This is a genomic window from Streptomyces albiflavescens (genome assembly GCF_014645835.1).
GTDB lineage: Bacteria > Actinomycetota > Actinomycetes > Streptomycetales > Streptomycetaceae > Streptomyces > Streptomyces albiflavescens.
The window spans coordinates 29284-50005 of sequence record NZ_BMMM01000021.1 but is presented as its reverse complement, the minus strand read 5'-3'; the positions used below and the strand labels follow the sequence as shown (position 1 = coordinate 50005).

The window sequence follows — 20722 nt, the reverse complement described above, 5'->3', positions numbered from 1 at the left end:
GGTGCGACGGTGGAGTCGGTCCAATGCGCTGCAAGCCCCATGAAAGGCGGTGGGGACGATGGGACTCCCTCTGGTTGTAGGCATCGACGGATCGGACTCGAGTCTGCTTGCCCTCGACTGGGCCGTGGACGAAGCAGTCCGCCATGGTGTCCCCCTCAGGCTCGTCTACGCCTCCCTCTGGGAGCGATACGAGGGTGCCCTGCCATCCACCAGCCTGAAGCGCCCCTCTGAGCGGGTGCTGGCGGAGCACGTCGTGGCTTCCGGAGCGGAGCGCGCCGAGCGGCGCAACCCTGATGTGAAGGTCACCACCGACATCATCCCGGAGGAGGCCGCAGCCGCCCTCGTGCGCGAGGGGGATGGTGCGTCCGCACTGGTGACGGGGTCGCGCGGGCGTGGTCAGCTCAAAGGAATGCTGCTCGGGTCGGTCGCTCTGGCCGTTGCGGGCCGGGCCCGTTGCCCTGTGATCGTGGTCCGAGGCGACGAGGCGGGCACGGCCGGTAGGCATGAGCGGATTCTTCTTGGTCCGGGGGACGCCGACACGGCCGCCGATGCCGTGCGGTTCGCCTTTCGCGAGGCAGAGGTGCGCGATTGCGTCCTGGACATGGTCCGGGCCTGGCGCAGCCCCGCCCACCTGGGCCGTCATCCTGAGGAAGCGGCCAACACTCCCGAGGAGGAGGCCTCCGCACTGCTTGACGCGCTGCTCGGAGAAGCGATCGCCGAGTATCCGCGGGTACGGGCGCACCGTACGACGCTCGAGGGGCCGGCCGGCAAGATCCTCGTGCGGCGATCGGCAGCCGCTGACCTCGTGGTCGTCGGGGCCCGGCCCAGGACGGGCCATGTCGGGCTCCAGCTCGGCCGCGTCAGCCACGCACTTCTGCACCACGCCCAGTGCCCGGTCGCGGTCGTGCCCCAGAGGCCGTGACGGGCGCGTCGCCCGGTTTCAGCCGAACAGACTTCGCACTCGGATCGTTTCGACGCGCCGCCATGTGCCGCCTGGGAGTAGCACCCAGTCGCCGGCCGTGCCGCGGGCACTCAAACGGACAGAGCCGCCCGTCGCCCGCGCGGCTGCGACCTGCGACGGCAACCGGGCGCTGCCGCCGGCGCGTTCGGCCACCCGCTTGGCTCGCCTGCGCTTGCTCATCGATCCTCTCCACCCGCCGGGTCGCCGTCCTGATACGCCCAGCATCGCTTCCGAACCGTTCAGCCCTGTGGGGCCGAACGGCACTCACGAGGACCGTCGGGCCCATACCAGGCCGCTCTGTGCCGCGAGAGGGTGGAACGCTATCGGAACCGGGTCACGTTCGCGGAGTGGTGTATCGATGGCCACTCGGTGATCTCTGTTTGAGGCTATGCGGTGAGTTCGGGGGGGCAGGACGGTGTCGTCGCCACCGAGGGCGGCTCGGTCATGATGCGCGGGGTGCCCGTGCGGCGCGTCGGCGGCCGGCTCGTCACCACCGTCTTCGACCTGATGCTCGCCCAGTACGGCGTTCGTCGCCCCGGTCTTCCGGGCAGCTGGCCAACCTCGTACGAGGACGCGTCGGAGCCCTACACCCCGGCCTGGCAGGAAACGATCACCTCCGTGCCGGCCGAGCAGGCGGCCCGCATCGCCCGCGAGTTCGCCCGCAACGCCGAGCGCACGGGCGGCCGTTCGATGATCGCCCTCGGTGCCGGCACCAACCACTGGTTCCACTCCGACACCATCTACCGCGCCTTCCTGGCACTGACGACGATGACCGGCTGTCAGGGCGTCAACGGCGGCGGCTGGGCCCACTACGTCGGCCAGGAGAAGGTCCGCCCGGTCACCGGACAGCAGCACCTTTCGTTCGCCTTCGACTGGCAGCGGCCCACCCGGCACATGGCCGGCACGTCGTACTGGTATCTCAACTCCGACCAGTGGCGCTACGAGGCGTTCGGGCCCGAAGAGTTGGCGTCCCCGCTCGGGGACGGGCGATTCCAGGGCAAGGGGTTCGCCGACTGCCTGGCGCAGGCCGTGCGGCTGGGCTGGACGCCGGGTCACCCCGGTTTCAACCGCAACCCCCTCGACCTGACGGACGAGGCGCGGGCCCAGGGCAAGCCGGTCGCCGAGCACATCGTGGACGAACTGAAGTCGGGCAGGCTGCGGTTCGCCGCCGAGGACCCCGACGACCCGGCCAACTTCCCGCGCGTGCTGACGGTGTGGCGGGCGAACCTGCTGGGCTCATCGGGCAAGGGCAACGAGTACTTCCTGCGGCACCTGTTGGGCACGGACGCGGCGGTCCGCTCCGAGGAGACCCCTCCTGAGGCGCGCCCGAAGGAGGTGGCGTGGCGGGAGGAGGCGCCCGAGGGCAAGCTCGACCTCCTGGTCTGCATGGACTTCCGGATGACCTCCACCGGCCTGCTCGCCGACGTGGTCCTTCCCGCCGCCACCTGGTACGAGAAGGACGACCTGTCGTCCACCGACATGCACCCCTTCGTGCATGCCTTCACCCCCGCCATCGGCCCGCCCTGGCAGGCCCGCACCGACTACGACACCTTCCTGACCATCGCCGACCGGTTCAGCGAGCTCGCCGCGGAGCACCTCGGCACCCGCACCGACGTCCTGGCCGTGCCGCTCACGCACGACACCCCCGACGAACTCGCCCAGCCCGGCGGGGTGGTGCGGGACTGGAAGACCGGCGCGTGCGAACCGGTCCCCGGACGGACCATGCCGAAACTCGCCGTCATCGAACGGGACTACGCCGCCATCGCACAGAAGATGCGCGCCGTGGGTCCGCTGCTCGACACCCTGGGCACCACCACCAAGGGCATCACCGTCCACCCCGACCGGGAGATCGAGGACCTGCGCCACCGCTGCGGGACCATACGGGACGGGATCGCCGCGGGTCGGCCCTCCCTGGCCACCGCCTCCGACATGTGCGAGGCCATCCTCGCCCTGTCCGGTACCACCAACGGCCGCCTGGCCACCGAGGGCTTCCGCGAGATGGAGCGGCAGACGGGCAGCGAGGGCCTGGTGGAACTGGCCTCCGAGCGCGAGGCCGAGCGGATCACGTTCGCCGACACCCGCACTCAGCCGCGCGCGGTGATGACGTCCTACGAGTGGTCGGGCTCGGAAACGGGTGGCCGCCGCTACGCGCCGTTCGTCATCAACACCGAGCACAAGAAGCCCTGGCACACCCTCACCGGCCGCCAGCACTTCTTCGTGCAGCACGACTGGATGGCCGAACTCGGCGAGCAACTCCCCGTCTACCGGCCGCCGCTGAACACGCCCCGGCACTACGGCGACGAACAACTCCACGACGGACGTGCCGAGGTGACGGTCCGATACCTCACTCCGCACTCCAAGTGGTCCGTCCACTCGAACTACCAGGACAACAAGTACATGCTCGACCTGTCCCGCGGCGGACCCACGATCTGGATGTCCACCGCCGACGCCGAGAAGATCGGCGCAAAGGACAACGAGTGGATCGAGGCGTACAACCGCAATGGCGTCGTCGCCGCCCGGGCCGTGGTCACCCACCGGATGCCGGAGGGCACCGTGTACATGTACCACGCCCAGGACCGCAACGTGAACGTGCCGAAGACCGAGGTCAGCGGCAAGCGGGGCGGCATCCACAACTCCCTGACGCGGCTGCTGCTCAAGCCCACCCATCTCGCGGGCGGCTACGCCCAGTTCACCTACGCCTTCAACTACTACGGCCCGACCGGCAACCAGCGCGACGAGGTCACCGTCATCCGCCGCCGCTCGCAGAACGTGGAGTACTGAGATGCGCGTCATGGCTCACATCGCGATGGTGATGAACCTCGACAAGTGCATCGGCTGCCACACGTGCTCGGTCACCTGCAAGCAGACGTGGACCAACCGCACCGGCGTCGAGTACGCCTGGTTCAACAACGTCGAGACCAAGCCCGGCGTCGGCTACCCGCGCCGCTACGAGGACCAGGACCACTGGAAGGGCGGCTGGATGCTCGACAAGCGCGGCCGGCTGGTCCTGCGCTCCGGCGGCCGGATCAAGCGCCTGCTGTCGATCTTCTCCAACCCCGACCTGCCGGCCATCGAGGACTACTACGAACCGGTCACCTACGACTACGACAACCTCGTCAACGCCCCCGCCCAGAATGACATCCCCGTCGCCCGCCCCCGCTCCGTCCTCACCGGCAAACCGACCGCCATCACCTGGGGCGCCAACTGGGAGGACGGCCTCGGCGGCGCCCCCGAAAACGCGGGCGGCGACCCGAACCTCACCGGGGAATGGGCGCAGAAGGTCAAGTTCGAGTTCGAGCAGACCTTCCTCTTCCACCTGCCCCGGCTGTGCGAGCACTGCCTCAACCCGGCCTGTGTGTCGGCCTGTCCGTCCGGCGCGATGTACAAGCGCGTCGAGGACGGCATCGTCCTCGTCGACCAGGACCGCTGCCGGGGCTGGCGGATGTGCGTGACGGCGTGCCCGTACAAGAAGGTGTACGTCAACCACGCCACCGGCAAAGCCGAGAAGTGCACCTTCTGCTTCCCACGCATCGAGGCCGGACAGCCCACCGTCTGCTCCGAGACCTGCGTCGGCCGCCTGCGCTACCTCGGGCTGCTCCTCTACGACGCCGACCGCGTCGGCAAGGCCGCGGCCACCCCGGACGAACAGGACCTGCTGGACGCCCAGCGCGGGGTCTTCCTCGACCCGCGCGATCCCGAAGTGCGGGCCGCCGCACGGGAGTCCGGCATTCCCGAGGACTGGCTGGACGCGGCTCGCCGCTCCCCGGTCCACGACCTGGTCATGCGGTACAAGGTCGCCCTGCCGCTGCACCCGGAGTACCGCACGCTGCCGATGGTCTGGTACGTGCCGCCGCTCTCGCCCGTCCTGGATGCCGTCGACGTGGCCGGCGGCAACCAGGACGATCCCGACCACGTCTTCGCCGCCGTCACCCGGCTGCGCATCCCGCTGGAGTACCTGGCGGAGTTGTTCACCGCCGGGGACACCGACGTCGTCGCCGGTGTGCTGATGAAGCTCACCGCGCTGCGCTCGTACATGCGCGAACGCACCCTCGGCGAGGCCGGCGACGAGGCGGTGTTGAAGGCCGTCGGGCTCACCGCCCGGGAGGCGGAGGACCTGCACCGGCTGCTCGCCGTCGCCAAGTACGCCGACCGGTATGTCGTCCCGGCCGCGCACACGGAGGATGCCGCCGCGCTGACCGCGATGGAGAACCGCTGCCCGGTCGAGACCTCCGGCGAGCCGACCGACGCCGGTGGTCGGCGCGTCATGCTCGGCATCCCCACCCTGCGCCGCCGTGCGCCCGAAGCTCCCGCCGGAGGCCGTCCGTGAGCCCTCCCCCAAACTTCGTCCGGGGGTACCCCCAGCCCGCAACGATCCCCGCCATCGCCCGCACCCGCGTCCGCGCGGCCGTACGCCGCCCGGCACGGCTCACACCCGAGGAGACGGCGGGCCGAGGGCTGATACTGCGGCTCGCGTCGCTGCTCCTGCAGTACCCCGACTCCGAACTGACCGCGGCCCGGCCGGAGTTGGCAACCGTAGTGAAGGCCTTGCCGACCACGCCCGCGGCGCAACACCTGGCCCGGTTCACCGACTGGTTCGCCACACAGGATCGCGAGGCGCTGGAGCGGCACTACGTCGAGATGTTCGACCTGCGCCGCAAGAGCAGCCTTTACCTCACCTACTACCTGCACGGCGACACCCGCCGCCGGGGCATGGCCCTGCTCACCCTCAACCACCGCTACCGTGCCGCGGGCTGGGACACCGACGGCGGCGAACTGCCCGACCACCTGCCGGTCGTCCTGGAGTTCGCCGCCCTGGCGGGACCGGGTGGCGGCGAGGCGCCTCTGCGCCAGCACCGGCGCGGGCTGGAGCTGATTCACCGTGCCCTCACCGACTCCCCCTACCGGCACGTCCTGGCCGCCCTGCTCACGCTGCTGCCACCGCCGACCGAGGCCGACCGCGCGGCGGTGGACCAGCTCGTCGCGGAGGGCCCGCCGAACGAGGAGGTCGGCCTCGACCCCTACGGGACCTACGGCGACGGGGAGTTCGCCCCGCCGGGCACCTTCGTGCCCCCGACGCCCGCCCTTCCGACCCGCGTCCCGTCAGCCCCGACCAGCCGTACGGAAGGCCCCCGATGAACGCCGCGCCCACCGCCCTGTCCGCCACCACGAGCGGCGCCGACCTGCTCCTGTGGGTCGCCTTCCCCTACATCTGCCTCGCCGTGTTCGTGGTCGGGCACGTCTGGCGCTACCGGCAGGACCAGTTCGGCTGGACCTCCCGTACCAGCCAGCTGCTCGAACACCGCTGGCTGCACTGGGGCAGCCCGCTGTTCCATCTCGGCGCCTTCATGGTGATCGCCGGGCATGTCGTGGGCCTCGCGATCCCGGACTCGTGGACCGAGGCGGCCGGCATCAGTGAGCACGCCTACCACACCACCGCTGTCTGGGCGGGCTCCGTGGCGGGCGTGGCCATGGTCACCGGGCTCGGCATGCTCTGCGCGCGACGGCTGCTGACCCGCCGGATCCGGCTCGGCACCGACCGCAGCGACAAGTTGCTGTTCCCGCTGCTGTCCGTCACCGTCCTGCTCGGCATCTCCGCCACCGCCACCCACAACGTCTTCGGCGGCGGCTACGACTACCGGGAGACCGTCTCCGTCTGGTTCCGCGGCGTCTTCACCCTCCAACCACACCCGGCGGCCATTGCCGACGCCCCGCTGCTGTTCCAGCTGCACGCCCTGAGCGCCTGCCTGCTCTTCGCCGCCTGGCCGTTCACTCGCCTCGTCCACGTGTGGAGCGCCCCCATCGGATACTTGGCCCGCCCGTATCTGGTCTACCGACGCCGAGCCACACCCGCCGCCCCGGCGCCCGCGCGCCAACGCCGGCCGGCCTCCAGCTCGCGGCGAGCCGCATGAGTCACGGGCCGGCACTCGCGCCGGACGCCACGAGCGCCCGGTGCGCCAACGCCGTGGGAGCGAGCCGTCGAACCGGATGGGCGATGGTCCTCACCGGGATCGTCGGCTGGCTGGCCTCCTTCCAACTCACCGTGGACGACTGGCGGCTCCTCCGGGATCCCGCCTACCAACCGTCCTGCAACATCAGCCCCATCGTGAGTTGCGGCAGCGTCATGTCCAGTGCGCAGGGGCACCTGTTCGGCTTCCCCAACATGCTGCTCGGCCTCGGCGCCTTCGCCGCCGTGACCGTCCTGGGCGTCGCCGTGCTCTCCGGGGCGCGCCTGCACCGTGGGCTGTGGCTCGCGCTGGAGGCCGGGGCGCTGGCGGGTGTGGTGTTCGTCGACTGGCTGATTGTCCAGTCGCTCTACGAGCTCAACAAGATCTGCCCCTACTGCGCCGTCGTCTGGGTCGTCACCATCGGCCTGTTCTGGTACGTCACCCTGCACGGCCTGGAGCGGGGCATCGTCCCCGTGCCGCGGGGTGTCCTGCAGCTCGTGCGGGACACGCACTGGATGCTGCTCGCCGCCTGGTACGGGGTGATCGCGCTGCTCGTCCTCACCCGCTTCTGGCCGTACTGGAGCAGCCTGCTGTAGGCGGCCGACGCGCGCCGAACAAGGCGCTCACCGGTCACACGAACGAGAGAAAGACGATCACGGACGATGTGCTGAAGGAATGGATGGCAGCCCTCAGATCGGACCCGGGCATCGACCTCGAAGTCGACCGGGCTCTTCTCCTTGCCCTCGCGGGCGAAGCAGCTCACGGGGTCGCCCGGCCCGCCGCGCCGTTGACGACTTTCCTGGTCGGCTACGCGGCGGGGCAGACCGGCGGCGGGCCGGACGCCGTGACCGCCGCAGCTCGGCGTGCCGGCGGACTGGCCACTCGGTGGGCCGCAGAGGCCGGCTCCGACCCCGCCTCCGGGGCCACGCGACCACATCCCCACCGATCACGGGAGCCCGCTTTCCGCCTCCTGGTACGGAGCGATCCCACCGCTGGTCCAACCGGGCCCCTCCGGCATGCCGAAGCCGCCTCCCGTGACGGGCCCACTGGGCCCCTCATTCGGGACGTTCGGCCCCCGCACCCAGGCAACCCTTCAAGTTAGGTTCACCTAAGTAAGGCTGGTGCGCGGAGAGAGCGAGGCACGAACATGGCACCGACGGACCCTCAGGCCCTCCAGAAGAACATCCGCGTTCCCGGCGAGGGACTGGACGCCGCCCGCATGCCCGGCCACTGGCTGCTGGCCCGCCTGGGCAAGCGCGTTTTGCGCCCCGGTGGCGTGGAACTCACCACTTGGATGCTCGACAACCTGGCCCTTGGCCGCGACGACCGGGTGGTGGAACTGGCCGCCGGCCTCGACGCCACCGCCCGACTCACCCTCGAACGGAGCCCGGGCTCCTACACCGCCGTCGACCGCGACCCCGCCGCCGTGGCACGGTTGGGCACCCTCACCGCCCGCGGGCCGACCGAGGTGGTCGCCGTGCGAGCCGACGCCGCGGACACCGGACTCCCGTCCGGCAGCGCCACCGTCGTGTATGGGGAGGCCATGCTGACCATGCAGCCCGAGCCGGCCAAGCGCCGCATCATGCGTGAAGCCCGGCGGCTACTCACCGACACCGACGGCCGGTACGCCCTCCACGAGCTGTGCCTGCTGCCCGAGGACCTCGACCCGGATCACACCGAGGAGATCACCAGGGACCTCGGCGAGGCCATCCACGTCGGCGCCCGCCCGCTGACTCCGTCCGGCTGGGTCGCCCTGCTCGCCGCCGAGGGCTTCACCGTCACCGCCCGTTGGAGGGCGCCCATGGCGCTGCTCGAACCGCGCCGCCTCATCGCCGACGAGGGGTTCGAGAACGCCGTGCGCATCGCAGGGCGGGCGCTGCGTGACCCGGCGGCCCGGCACCGCGTGCTGGAGATGCGCCGCGTCTTCCGCCGCCACCGGGCCCACCTGGGCGCCATCGGCCTCATCGCCGTTCCCACCACGTCGACTTCCTGAGGAGAAGGAACCCGCATGTCCGCCACCGTCATCCCCGACCTGACCACCGAACTGCCCCTGGCCGAGGACGGCACTCTCAGCCGCGTCCTGTACCGCGACGACCGGCTGCGCGTCGTCGGCTTCGCCTTCGCCGCCGGACAGGAACTGACCGAGCACACATCGGCCCTGCCGGTCGTCATCCAGGTCGTCAAGGGCCGCCTCGACCTCGTCCTCGGCGAGGAGAAGACCCAGGCCACGCCCGGCACCTGGATCCACCTGCCGGCTCGGCTGCCGCACACCGTGCGCGCCACCGAGCCCACGGTCATGCTGCTGACCATGCTGCCGGCGCCGGACCCTGCTGCCGCCGACGGGCCCGCCGCAGCTTGACCCGGCCGCGCAGTGAGTCACGTACCGCGGCGGCCAGTTCCGCTGGAACCGACCGCCGCAGGAACGCCAGTGGGGCAATGACGTCCTCGGCGAAGCCGTGGGCCAGGGAGCGCCTGACCATGTCGACGGGCGGCGGGGAGGTGACGGCCGCGGCGAGGGCCAGGCAGGAGGCGGCGTCGTCCTGGAGGTCGTCGATGAGGGGGAGGGCTTCGGCTTCCGGGCTCGGGCTCGCTGCTCGCCGCGAACGGGGGGCTCCTCTCGTACGAGACGAACACCCCGCACGGGCTGCGCGTCACCGTGCCGGTACCGCGGACGGCACCGGAGCGCTGAGCGGGACCGTGGCGGCGAGGCGAGGCGAGGCGGTGCTTTCACGGGCACGGCGGGTGGTAGGCGATACCTCCGACGTACTGTCGCCACTCCTTTTCCGTGAGGGTGTGCTCGGTGGCAGCGCAGATGCGTCGGATGGCCCGGTCGGCGTCCAGATCCCACAGCCGGGCTGTGCCGTCTTCGCTGCCCGTTGCGAGGGTACGGCCGTCGGTGCTGTAGGCGACGACGGACACAGGCTTGGAGTGCTCCTTGAGGGGGTTCCCGAGGAGTGTCGGCTGACCGCCGCCGGGAAGGTGCCACAGACGGACGTCTTCATCGTCGCCCGCAGTGGCGAGAGTGTGCCCATCGGGGCTGAAGGCGACAGCGGCGAAGGAGTTGGCACCGTTGTCGAGGAGCAGGCCTAGACCGGTACGGCGGTTGCTGAGCTTCTTGGGATGCCGTTCGCTGATGTCCCAGAACGAGCCTTCATCGTTGTTGGTGCTGGCAAGGGTGAGTCCGTCGGCGCTGAACGCCAGGTCCGTGAAGTCACCAGTGGTGCTGGTGAGGGGTTTTCCGACTCGCTTGGGGTGCGCAGGATCCGTGGTGTCCCACAGGTAGATCTCACTTTGCTCGACAGCCTCCGCGAGCATGTGCCCGTCAGGGCTGAAAGCCACCGACGGAATCCAGTTTCCCGACACGCGGAGGGGCGGACCCAGGCGTTTGGGGTGTGCGGAATCGGTGGTGTCCCATAGCCAGACTCTGCCGCTGCCGGCCGTGGCAAGGACCCGGCCACGAGGGCTGAACGCCGCGGTAGTTCCGAGTAATTCTCCGCCGAGACGTCGTGGGAACGCGGGGTCGCTGACGTCCCACAGCAGGACCCCACGGGTGTTGGCGTCGAATGTGTCGAAGTCGGCGACCGTGGCCAGAGTGGCCCCGTCAGGGCTGAAGGACACCGCGCCGATGGAGCCTCCCCGGTCCGTGAGGAAGGTAGGGGGAAGAGTCCAGACGCGGACGGTGTCCGCGGCGGCGATCAGGGTATGGCCGCCGGGACCGAAGTCCAGGGAATCAACTCCCGGCTGGCCGAGGGGCTGGCCCACAGCGACGGGGCCGTCCGCGTTGGTGACGTTCCACAGGCGGACCGTGTCGTCCAGCGCGGTGGCCAGGACGTGGCCGTCGGGGCTGAAAGCCATCGCCGCGAGGTCGGCATGGGGGATCTGGAGAGGGCTGCCGAGGCGCTTGGCGTGGTCCGGCCGGGTGATGTCCCACAGCTGGATGCTGCCGCCGAAGTCCTCACTGGCGACGGTCGAGGTGACCAGCACGTTCCCACGAGGGCTGAACAGCACGTCCGTACCGGGCAGCGGCTTGCCGAGACGCGTGGCATGGCCTGGGCGAGTGACATTCCACAGTTGGACTGTGTACCCCTCGGCCTGGTAGCTGGTCGTGGCCAGGAGGTGCCCGGTGGGGCTGAACGCCGCACCGCCATGTGCCAGTGGAGTGCCGCGGCGCCTGGGATGCGGCGGCCGACTGGTGTCCCATAGCTGGACCTGGGTATCCGCCCCGTCGGCGGTGTCAGAGGTGATGGCCAGCGTCTGCCCGTCGGAGCTGAAGGTCAACGCGTTGACGTCGCCGACGGGGACGGGCGCGCCAAGCGCGGTCAGGTTGGCGGGGTGTGTGGTGTCCCATAGGCGGAGCACGCCTTTGGTGTGCGTCCCCGTGCTGACGGCGACGGTGGCGAGAATGTGCCCGCGCCGGCTGAATGCCATCAGGCTGCCTGTGATGGGGCGGCCGATTCGCTTGGGTTGGGTAGGAACGGTGGCGTCCCACAGCCGGATCCTGTCGTCGCCCGCCGTGGTGGCGAGGGTATGCCCGTCCGGGTCCAGCGCGGCTGTCTGCTGGTATGGGCTCTTGTCGGTGATGACGGAGAACAACGGAGTCGCCGTGGCGTTCACCAGGTCTGTGTAGGCCTGCGGTGAAGGGTGCATGCGGTAGGCGGCGATGTCCAGTTGGGCTGCCACGGACACGTTCTGGCTCTTGTACGACGTGTCCCCGCCGCGTAACTCGGCGGCCTCGGCGGTGAGTTGCCGGGACACGGCGATGTCCCGTTGGTTCCGGGCCGTGGAGCGTTGCTTGAAGGCCGTGACAGCGGCCACGGAGGCGAGCAGTACCAGGACGGCCAGGGCGGCGCTGAGGGCCCGGAGCCGCCGGGTGGTGCGGATGGCGGCTCGTTGTTCCTGACGGCGTGCGTCCAGACCCGCCGCCAGGAAGTCGCTTTCCAGTGAGGTCAGGTCGCCCGGGTCGGTGAAGGTTTCCTGTGCCACTGCCAGGCGTGTGCCGCGGTAGAGCGCGCCGGGGTCGCGGCTGAGGTTGCTCCAGGACCGTGCGGCGTCGGTGAGTTGACGGTGCAGGCGCAACCGCTCCCGGGCTTCGTCGATCCATTGCCGCAGTCGGGGCCAGCCGGTGATGAGGGCTTCATGGGCGATGTCGACCGTGTTCTCGTCGAGTGCGACCAGGCGCGCCCGAGCCAGCCGGTTCAGGACGATCGCGGTGTCGGCGGGATCACCGAAGTCGAACTCCTCTCGCTGGGTGGGCCGACGGGTGTCCGGGGTTCCGGCACCGGGGGTGATCAGCCGCAGCAGAACGCGGCGGGCGAGATCGGCCTGCGTCGGGGTGAGGCTCGCGTGGACGTCCTCGGCGGTGCGGGTGATGGCGCCGTGCAGGCCGCCGGCTGCCTCATAGGCGGACTCGGTCAGGGCGCGGCCTTTGCGGCGGTGCCAGGTTTCCAGCAGGGCGTGGGACATCAGAGGCAGCGCCCCGGGTTCGTCCTCGACCTCGTCGAGGATGCGAGCGGTCAGCGCGCGCTCCACGATCAGCCCGGCGGTCTGAGCGGGTCTGACGATGGCCTCGCGCAGATCCTCCGGGCGCATGGGGCCGACCAGCAGGGTCCCGTCCTGCAGCGCAGTGATCAGGGCTCGGTGTTCGGCGCAGCGGCCGAGAAAGTCCGCGCGTACGGAGATGACCACGCGCAGATGGCTCTCGGGATCGGTAGCGGCCAGGAGGTGGTCGATGAACTGGTCACGTTCGCCGGCGTCATCGCAGAGGGTGTAGAGCTCTTCGAACTGGTCCACGACCAGCCACGTGTCACCCTCCCCCTCGGCCGGTATTAGGCGCTGAGCGTGAGTGCTCAGTGGGTGCTCGCCAGGGGTGAGGACACGAAGGGCAGCTGGTCGGGACTCCGCCGTATCGGGGTCGCGCAGGCGGGGGATGAGGCCGGCCCGCAGTAGAGAGGACTTGCCGCTGCCTGATGGGCCGAAAACGGCGGTGAACCGGCGGGACGACGTCAGCTCGAGCAAGCGGTCGGTCAGCTGGCCGCGGCCGAAGAACAAAGCGGCGTCGGCGGGCTCGAAGCGAGCCAGGCCCCGGTATGGGGGCTCAGCGTCACCATCCTCCGTGCGAGGCTCGGCCGCCGTCTCTGCGAACGCCTGGTCCCAGCGCTCCTCCCACTCGACCGCATCGCCGCCGCAGGCGTGTACGTAGGCCAGGACCACCGGCAGAGTCGGCAGCCGCTCGCCCCCAGCCGCCTGTGAGAGCGTGCTCGCCCCCTGACCGGTGCGCTGCGCCATCATCCGGTACGTCGGACTGCCGGCCTCCGCCCGGAGTTTGCGTAACTCGGCAGCAAACCGCGCCACCGGCCCGGCACTCGGATCCACCGGGCTTTCCGGACGCCCCGCCATCGAACTCCCTCCCGCCACCGGTTCCCCCGTGGAGGCGGCGTGGTGCCGGCAGACGGTACGCGCGCCCGGGGCAGGAGGGCAAACCAGAGGCGCGTTCTTTGGTCAGCTCCCCACACTGCAGCCCGTGACCTTCGGGGATTCCATTGATCGGGGTGGCAGAACCGGCTGCCCATTCAATCCCAGGACCGCTGAACTCGGTGTCAGGCACAAGCCGGGCCGGTACGGCGCACCGTCAGCGCCGAGGCTTCGGCCACTTCAACCGAGTGGAAGGAACACTCACCGAACAGCACACCGGCGGACGTACCTCGGGCTCCGTGACGGCACTTCAGACCGGATCGCCGTACACGGCCTCGCCGACCGTCGAGGCCCTGGGATCTCTCGATGGATCCTGGGGCCCTGTGCCACTGCGGCTGCTACTTGGGCGCAGACCACGGCTTCCCGCGCCGCGCCGACCTTGGCCTGAGTGGTCTATTCACTCCACAGCGTCGGCAGTTGTAAAACCGGCCGCCCAGTGTTGTCCCACATCGGCCCCGGCGGCACATTCCGGCTGCTCACACCCATAGCAAAGGAGTCCGACGGTGGACGCTCGCAAGCGCGTTAATGAGGTGCTGGAATTCGAGGAGTACGTACGTGCGCGGCACGACGCACTGCTGCGCAGCGCCCGGCGCCTGGTTGCCGACCCTCTCGATGCTCAGGATCTGTTGCAGACCGCGCTGTTACGCACCTACCGCCGGTGGGGGAGCCTCACGGACAAGCGGCTCGCGGATGCTTACCTGCGCCGCGTAATGATCAATACCCGCACCGAGTGGTGGCGGGCCAGGAAGCTGGAGGAACTCCCCATCGAACACATGCCGGACGCGAGCATCGGGGATTCCACCGAACAGCATGCCGACCGCGCGCTGCTCATGGACATCATCAAGACGCTGACGCCCCAGCAGCGCAGCGTCGTCGTACTACGGCACTGGGAGCACATGTCCACCGAAGAGACGGCCGCTGCCCTCGGCATGGCGGCTGGCACGGTCAAGAGCACGCTGCACCGGGCGCTCGCCCGGCTCCGCGAGGAGCTACAGCGCAGCTACCTATAGAGGCAGGTAGTGGCGTACGGGTTGATATCCGGCCAGACGAGTGCATCATCCCGCGCTGCTCCTCATCGAGCAGCTTCACTCGATCGGTGACAGCGCCACACCTGTTGCACCAGTGACGGTGGGTGGTACCGGCGCTGCGTTGCACAGATCTCCGATGTCGTGCATTGCGCCACATCGCTTCCTCCAGAGAAGGCCCCGCCGTGGAAGGCGAGTGGGCGCTGGAACCGACGCCTCACGACCGCTACACGGAGTGGGTCGGGCTCTGCAGCACGGACCCGAACGTCGTGGTCCGGCTCATCGAGAAGACGGGCGGCCGGGAGACGTGGCACACACATTCGATGAACTGGTGGAGACGCAAAGAGCGGCCGACTGAGATGTCGCTCAGCTGCGTGGAATTTTATACCCAGATCTCGAAAATCGAGCGAGCCATCCATTGGGAGCTACGACGGCCGCATCCATTCCCGTATCCCCAGGGGCCATTTCAATCAAATTTTGGCGCTCAAGTTCCTCTGCGTGTCGCTTCATTTCTCGGGCATCCGAAAAATTGAAGGACTTGAAGTCTTCAAAATTGCAAGATCCCCCATTGTCGACCATTTCATCCAGGAGCCTCCAGTCGACTGTTGAAATGTTGGGGTTGTTGGCATATTCGTCCGAACGGAGCGTCAACCAGGATTCCAGTAGCGCAACGTGTTCCAAATCATCCGCATCCAAGATGCCCTCGTCGTGCAGCCAAAAACTGAAATCCTCGCACTTCTGGAGGGCGTTCCTGAGATTGCATTTCAGTATCTCATAGAGATGCTGAAAACCAATGGGGCCGACCGGGGGTGTCCCGCCTATCGAGTACTCACCGATCCTAGTCTCAAGGGCTTTTATAGCGTCATCCATGGACAACGGATCCACTTCGATCGGGTGACACAAGCGGCCTTGGAGCCGAGGCGAGGCCGCCGCTGTGCGCACCACCCCTCGTGCGCCGCAGATAACCCACCTCAAGCCTGGTTCGGCGAGGATCGTGTCGCGCATTTCCTCGAGCGCCTGTCGCGCTGAAGCGGAGCTGATCAGAAGCTCTAAATTGTCCAATACGCAGACGAAGTATCCGCATCCCGGTGGATCGAAGCATGTGCACATCCAGTCTCGAACCGTCTTGGCAAGACCTGTTTCTGCAAATGCGACCGAAGTGTTTACGGATTCACTTCGGGCACCCGTCACGCCAACGCCGGCGATTGAAGCTCCAGCGGATATCGACCTGACTGTAGGTGAATTCATCCACTTGTTTACGTCTCTCACTTTAGGCGTGTCATATCCCCATTCACGCAGCCTGTCCCTGTATCGAATGAATGCTTCCGCCATCGCCCGATAAATCTTAAATTCGAGAGCCGTCACACCATCTTTCGTGGTGAGCTGAAATTCTTCCCCAATGGGCAGTAGCAGCGGGCTCCTAGCCTTATCGCTATTCCGCTTCATTCGGTAGTTGGCTATGGTTATGAGGCTCGTCTTTCCAGCACCAGCCTCACCTTCTATCGTGACGTGACTCGAAGAGGAGGCCAGCCGATTGATCAAGCGTCGTATGTGACGCTCTCGCCCCACTAGCAGCCTTTCCCCTGTCGCTGTCGGGGGGAGAGAGTCAGTGTCATAGGGGCTTTGGGTAAAGCCGAAATCCGGCCAGATCGTCATGATGCACCAACTGGTACTTCGTTGAAATTGTTACCGTGCAACTCGGATTGAACGCTCTTTTTATCAACGGTAGGAGCTACGGGCGAAGTCCTCAACTCGCACGTCACGTCCTGTTGTCACGGCCGCGCAGGGCGCGTAGCCAGCCGGCTCCCTCCGCAGATTCGGCAGATGCCCGCAAGGTACTGCGGGCTACGGTGCTGGTGGAGGCCACCTTGTGATCGGAGTACGGGACCACTCGCCCGCACCGCCTAGGACCCCCACGCCCATGCCGACGAGCTGCTGGACGGACTGATCCTCAGCCGTGGCTGGTGGACTCACGCTGCAGGACTGGAACAACTCTGGCGTCTGGCTCAAGGGCTGGCGCCGCCTGCGAACCGCATTCCGTCAGGAGCTCTCAGTTCAGGGCGTGCAGATCTCTAACTCGTCTCTTTGACCTTGGTTTGGGTGGGGTCGGAAGTGAGGAACGTCGCGACGTCGGATGGTGTGCGGAGGCGGGCGGTTGAGGTGTTGATGTGTTGGCCGTGTGCTTCTAGGAGTGGGCAGACCTCCCAGGCTTTGGCGCCTGAGCCGGGGGGGGGGGGGGCGACCAGGTGCTCGTGACCGCGACGTGTGCGGAGCACTCGCTCGCTCGATGCCATCGCCGACCGCATCCGCACGCAGATGGGTGACCGAGCATCACGCCGCCCCAACCCCCCTGCAGCATCAGGCCTTTCGAGGCCGCACGGCTACAACACCCCCCGCACGGGAGGCTGCTTGCCTTCCAGGGTCTTGGCGCCTTCAAGAACAATGGGCGTGAATGAAAGCCGGCCTGCTCGACCACAGCGTGATCATCGACCTCGGCCCAAGCTCGCCCCGGTGCGGGAGTGCGCGCTCTGCACCAGCAGGTCCAGGTGTGAAACGGCTGCTCAGCCAACGGGGCGCGTGGTCCTGGACACCATCCTCCTGATGCGACGCGGACGCGCAGACCGCCCGGGCGTAGGCTTCGCTCAGCATGTACGCGGCGGGGGGCGGAGCACATGACGGCTGAGTCAACACAGAGGTGGGGGTCGACCCTCGATTCGGTCGTGGTGTACGCGCAGGGCGCGGTCTGCCGCCGCCTGGCCCGGGGCAGCGTGTCGTCTGACGGCCGAGTGCGGGTGACGGGACTGCCCCGCTCGCTGGACCCGGGCTCGCTGCGGGCCCGTGTCCTGGGCGCCCCCGGGGTGCGCGTCACCGAGGCCCGGGTGGAAGTCGAAGCCGAGTCGCTCGGCACGGGCACGCCCGACGAGTTGCGGCGCGAGGTCGAGCGGCTGAGCGACGAGTACGCGGCGGCGCAGGGACGCCGGGACCGACAGCTGAGCCTGATCGAGGAGGTCAGGGCTCTTCACCCGGTCCCACCTGCCCGCAGGCGCGAGGACCCGCACCGCCGCACCCCGGTCGACGCGTGGCTGGAGCTCGCCGACTTCGTCGACGAGCGGCTGACCGGACTGCACAACCGCCTCGTCGAGCTGGAGGAGGCACTGCGCAACGTCGAGCACGCGCTCACCGTCGCCGCCGACAGGCTCGCCCGCGCCTCCACCGACGCACCGTCAGCACACGTGGAGACCACGGTCTGTGCGGTCCTGACCCTCGACGGCACCGGTGATGCGGAGGTGGAGCTGGAATACGGGGTGTCGGGCGCCGTCTGGGTGCCGGTCTACCGTCTCACTCACCGTCAGGGCGACGGCAGCGGCCGTCTGGTGCTGCGCGCCTCCGTCGCCCAGCGGACCGGCGAGGACTGGACCGGCGTGCGCATCGCCCTGGCCACCGCCGATCTTCGGCGCCGCACCGACCTGCCGAGGCTCCGCTCGATCCGGATCGGACGCAGTCAGCCCGCCCCCGCGCCTTCTGGCTGGCGCGAGCCTCCGGCCGGGCTCGTCGACCTGTTTTCCGGGTACGACGCTGCAGGCCCTGGCCCAGCCAGGACCACCGCACTCGCGGCTGTCGGGGCCGGCTCCGCATCCGGTCCCGTTCCGCCACCGCCGCCTCCCCCGCCGCCGGCACCGCAGGGCTACGGCGGTCCGCCGACCGAAGTCCCGCTGCCCGGCGGTGCAGGCGGCGCTCCACCGGAAGCCTTCGGCGGCGGGATGCCCGCCCTCGCGCAGCCAGTCGGGTCGCGACCGGGCGACAGGCCGCGTACCGGCGGCAGGTCCTTCGCGGGGGCCCCCGCCGCCATGGCGCCCGCGGCTCCTGGCGGGGCTGCGCCGCCACCCCCTCCGGCACCGGTAGCCGGTCCGCCGCAGCCGAGCGGCGCCGAGCTCGACTACGCGGCCCTTGTCCTGTGCGGCCCCGACGAGCAGGGCGGTCGCAGAGGCCGGCTGTTTCCCGACTCTCCCTTCGACCCGGTCGGGGCCGAGTACCGCCGCCGCGCCGAAGCGGTGGCCGCGCTGCCGTTGCCCGGACAGACCGTGCGGCCCCGCGAGTCGGCGGGTTCCTTCGACCACCGCTTCGATGCCACCGCCCGCGCCGACATTCCGTCGGACGGCACCTGGCACACCGTCACCGTCGGCGAGATCCCGGTCGGCCTGCGTACCGAGTACCTCTGCGTGCCGTCCGTGGAGCAGACCGTGTACGCCACGTTGGTGCTCTCCAACTCCACCGACCAGGCACTGCTGGCCGGCCCGGTGGAGGTCACCGTCGACGACGACTTCCTGGGGACCGCCGCACTGCCCACGCTCGCCCCCGGCGGTGTCTGCCGGGTGGGGCTCGGGCCGGCCGAGGGCATCCGGGTCACCCGCCGTACGAACCTGCACGAGTCGACCTCGGGCCTGCGCAACACCACCACCGTGCTCGACCACCGCGTCCACGTGGAGCTGGCCAACCGGCTCGCGAGGCCCGTCACCGTGGAAGTCCGCGAGCGGGTGCCGGTCACCTCCGAACCGGACGTCCGGATCGAGGAACGGGCCGACTGGACGGCACCCGAAGAAGGCACGGGGCCCGATCGACATGCGCCGGGCACCCGCGTCTGGCGACTGGACCTCCCCGCAGGCACCACCGCCGCCTTCGACGGCGGCTACGAGATCCGCATCCCGACCGGCAAGGCCCTGGTCGGCGGCAACCGCAGGAGCTGACACACGCCATGTCCACGGCCCCGAAGCCGATCGCGCTCCCCGTCACCGCCGTCACGTGCCTTGAGGATCGGGCCCACATCGAGCGCGCCGTCGTGCTCGACCTGCAGGCCGGGGTCCAGCGGCTGCGTCTCGGGCCGGTCAGTGCGCTGGCCGTCGACCGGACCCTCCATGCCGAGCTGACCGCCGATCACCCCGCGGCCGTGCTCGACGTGCGGATCGTCCGCAGCTGGACGCCGCGCGGGCCGCTGCCGTCCACCGACGACCACTCCACCCTGCACCACCGCATATACACCCTCGAAGAGGAGCGGCTGGTCCTGGGGCAGCGACGCGACCGGCTGCATGCCCACCTTGACCTGCTCGGCCGCCTCGCCGCCGATCTGCTACGAGAGATCGGCGAAGGCGCTGGTTCCGGGGAGACCGAACGGCCCCGCTGGGCCCGCGAACTGGACCGGGTGGACGACGAACGCGACACGTACGGCGAGCAACTCCGTACTGTGGAGGCCCGGCTGGCCGCCCTCGCTGCCGAACTCGGGGAAGCCCAGCGGGCCATGCACCTCTCCGAGGAGGAGCCCGCCGAGCTGGTCGGCCATATCGAGTTGACCGTGGAGGCCGCGGTCGCCGGGCCGGTCGGGCTGCGCCTGAGCCACCTCACCCCGTGTGCGCTGTGGCGGCCCGCTTACCGTGCCGTGCTCGACGGGGACTCCCTGACACTGGAGACCGACGCGGTGGTCTGGCAGCGCACCGGTGAGGACTGGTCGGACGTGCGACTGACATTGTCGACGGCCCGCTCGGCGCTGGCCACCGATCCACCACAGCTGGGCGAGGACCGGCTGACGCTCAAGGACCGCTCCGCAGCGGAGCGCCGCATGGTCGACGTGGAGCTGCGCGAGGAGGAGATCGGGACCCTCGGCCCGGCCCCGGTGCTCGGCCTGCCAGGGGTGGACGACGGCGGCGAGGCGCGGGTGTTGAGATCCCCCGCGCCGGTCTCGGTGCCCGGTGACGGCCGAGCCCACCGAGTCCTGCTCTCCGCATTCACCACGGCCTCGCCCAGTGAGTACGCCTGCTCACCGGAGTTGTCCCCCCTGGTCACCCAGGTGGTGCGGTTCGACAACCTGTCCGGCCACGCACTGCTCGCCGGACCCGTGGACCTGGTCCGAGGCAGCGGATTCACCGGCCGCGGCACGCTGGACTTCACTGCCCCCGGCGCCCCCGTTGAGCTGGCCTTCGGCAGCTGCGACGACTACAGGGTGGTCCGTCATGCCGAGGAGTCCCGCGACTCCGCCGGAATCACCCAGCGGACCGTGGTCACCCGCACGGTCCGGCTGCACCTGTCCCGGTTCTCCGCCCCGGGGGAGCACGGCGAGCGGGTGGTCGTCCTTCGGGAGCGGATCCCGGTCTCCGAGGTCTCGGCAGTGGAGATACGCCTGCACAAGGATTCATGCTCCCCGGCGCCCGACGTGGTCGACGCCGAGGGCATCGCCCGCTGGGACGTCACCCTCCCGCCCGGCAGCCGCCGCACGGTCACCCTGGTCTACGAGCTGTCGGCGAGCGCCAAAGTCACCGGGCTCTGAGCTC

At 69.4% G+C, this 20722-nt stretch carries 13 protein-coding genes and 1 pseudogene; 12 read left to right on the top strand and 2 right to left on the bottom strand.

All coding sequences use genetic code 11. The features are described from left to right. Window positions 1-58: 58 nt before the first annotated feature. From IEY95_RS40210 to IEY95_RS40175, 9 genes and pseudogenes are all read left to right on the top strand, one after another. The gene (locus IEY95_RS40210) at window positions 59-922 is read left to right on the top strand and encodes a universal stress protein (RefSeq protein WP_189191195.1); all 864 of its coding nucleotides are present in this window, start codon (window positions 59-61) and stop codon (window positions 920-922) included. A gap of 432 nt (window positions 923-1354) precedes the next feature. Then, on the top strand, window positions 1355-3742 hold the full coding sequence (locus IEY95_RS40205) for a molybdopterin-dependent oxidoreductase (RefSeq protein ID WP_373294643.1): 2388 nt from the start codon (window positions 1355-1357) through the stop codon (window positions 3740-3742). 1 nt (window position 3743) lies between these two features. After that, entirely contained in the window at window positions 3744-5288 is a 1545-nt protein-coding gene (gene narH, locus IEY95_RS40200; protein WP_189191194.1) for a nitrate reductase subunit beta, read from the top strand. Beyond that, window positions 5285-6097: a nitrate reductase molybdenum cofactor assembly chaperone gene (gene narJ / locus IEY95_RS40195; protein WP_229703677.1), complete on the top strand. Its 813-nt coding sequence runs from the start codon at window positions 5285-5287 to the stop codon at window positions 6095-6097. Before narH ends, narJ begins: the two co-directional genes overlap by 4 nt. Beyond that, window positions 6094-6870, top strand: coding sequence for a respiratory nitrate reductase subunit gamma (gene narI / locus IEY95_RS40190; RefSeq protein WP_189191193.1), 777 nt, complete (start codon window positions 6094-6096; stop codon window positions 6868-6870). Before narJ ends, narI begins: the two co-directional genes overlap by 4 nt. Continuing rightward, entirely contained in the window at window positions 6867-7502 is a 636-nt protein-coding gene (locus IEY95_RS40185) for a vitamin K epoxide reductase family protein (RefSeq protein ID WP_229703676.1), read from the top strand. The genes narI and IEY95_RS40185 overlap by 4 nt, the downstream gene beginning before the upstream one ends. A gap of 68 nt (window positions 7503-7570) precedes the next feature. Beyond that, window positions 7571-8008, top strand: a pseudogene (locus IEY95_RS49675) (DUF6457 domain-containing protein); the annotation flags it as partial. A 45-nt stretch (window positions 8009-8053) separates the two neighbouring features. Then, window positions 8054-8899 carry a class I SAM-dependent methyltransferase gene (locus IEY95_RS40180; protein ID WP_189191192.1) on the top strand — a complete coding sequence of 282 codons (846 nt, stop codon included), beginning with the start codon at window positions 8054-8056 and terminating at the stop codon, window positions 8897-8899. A gap of 15 nt (window positions 8900-8914) precedes the next feature. After that, a complete protein-coding gene (locus tag IEY95_RS40175) occupies window positions 8915-9265 on the top strand; it encodes a cupin domain-containing protein (RefSeq protein WP_189191191.1) in 351 nt (116 codons plus the stop codon). Window positions 9266-9633: 368 nt separating this feature from the next. Here IEY95_RS40175 and IEY95_RS40170 read toward each other — a convergent pair whose 3' ends face one another. Further along, window positions 9634-13302 (bottom strand): nSTAND1 domain-containing NTPase, encoded by a 3669-nt coding sequence (locus IEY95_RS40170; RefSeq protein WP_189191190.1) that lies wholly within the window; start codon window positions 13300-13302, stop codon window positions 9634-9636. A 578-nt stretch (window positions 13303-13880) separates the two neighbouring features. On the opposite strand from IEY95_RS40170, the gene IEY95_RS40165 reads away from it, so the two are divergent. Beyond that, window positions 13881-14387: a SigE family RNA polymerase sigma factor gene (locus IEY95_RS40165; protein WP_189191189.1), complete on the top strand. Its 507-nt coding sequence runs from the start codon at window positions 13881-13883 to the stop codon at window positions 14385-14387. Window positions 14388-14768: 381 nt separating this feature from the next. Here the strand turns inward: IEY95_RS40165 and IEY95_RS40160 are convergent, their stop codons facing one another. Then, entirely contained in the window at window positions 14769-15944 is a 1176-nt protein-coding gene (locus IEY95_RS40160; RefSeq protein ID WP_189191188.1) for a hypothetical protein, read from the bottom strand. Window positions 15945-17074: 1130 nt separating this feature from the next. On the opposite strand from IEY95_RS40160, the gene IEY95_RS40155 reads away from it, so the two are divergent. Together IEY95_RS40155 and IEY95_RS40150 are read left to right on the top strand one after the other, a co-directional pair. Then, window positions 17075-19147: a DUF4139 domain-containing protein gene (locus IEY95_RS40155; RefSeq protein WP_189191187.1), complete on the top strand. Its 2073-nt coding sequence runs from the start codon at window positions 17075-17077 to the stop codon at window positions 19145-19147. 8 nt (window positions 19148-19155) lie between these two features. After that, window positions 19156-20718 carry a mucoidy inhibitor MuiA family protein gene (locus IEY95_RS40150; RefSeq protein WP_189191186.1) on the top strand — a complete coding sequence of 521 codons (1563 nt, stop codon included), beginning with the start codon at window positions 19156-19158 and terminating at the stop codon, window positions 20716-20718. The last annotated feature ends 4 nt before the right edge of the window (window positions 20719-20722 follow it).

What these genes read in the sequence shown, in the direction of transcription:
- IEY95_RS40175 (WP_189191191.1), top strand. Translation starts at nt 8,915, where the DNA reads ATGTCCGCCACCGTCATCCCCGACCTGACCACCGAACTGCCCCTGGCC.
- IEY95_RS40185 (WP_229703676.1), top strand. Translation starts at nt 6,867, where the DNA reads ATGAGTCACGGGCCGGCACTCGCGCCGGACGCCACGAGCGCCCGGTGC.
- IEY95_RS40155 (WP_189191187.1), top strand. Translation starts at nt 17,075, where the DNA reads ATGACGGCTGAGTCAACACAGAGGTGGGGGTCGACCCTCGATTCGGTC.
- IEY95_RS40170 (WP_189191190.1), bottom strand. Translation starts at nt 13,302, where the DNA reads ATGGCGGGGCGTCCGGAAAGCCCGGTGGATCCGAGTGCCGGGCCGGTG.
- narI (WP_189191193.1), top strand. Translation starts at nt 6,094, where the DNA reads ATGAACGCCGCGCCCACCGCCCTGTCCGCCACCACGAGCGGCGCCGAC.
- IEY95_RS40180 (WP_189191192.1), top strand. Translation starts at nt 8,054, where the DNA reads ATGGCACCGACGGACCCTCAGGCCCTCCAGAAGAACATCCGCGTTCCC.
- IEY95_RS40150 (WP_189191186.1), top strand. Translation starts at nt 19,156, where the DNA reads ATGTCCACGGCCCCGAAGCCGATCGCGCTCCCCGTCACCGCCGTCACG.
- IEY95_RS40210 (WP_189191195.1), top strand. Translation starts at nt 59, where the DNA reads ATGGGACTCCCTCTGGTTGTAGGCATCGACGGATCGGACTCGAGTCTG.
- narH (WP_189191194.1), top strand. Translation starts at nt 3,744, where the DNA reads ATGCGCGTCATGGCTCACATCGCGATGGTGATGAACCTCGACAAGTGC.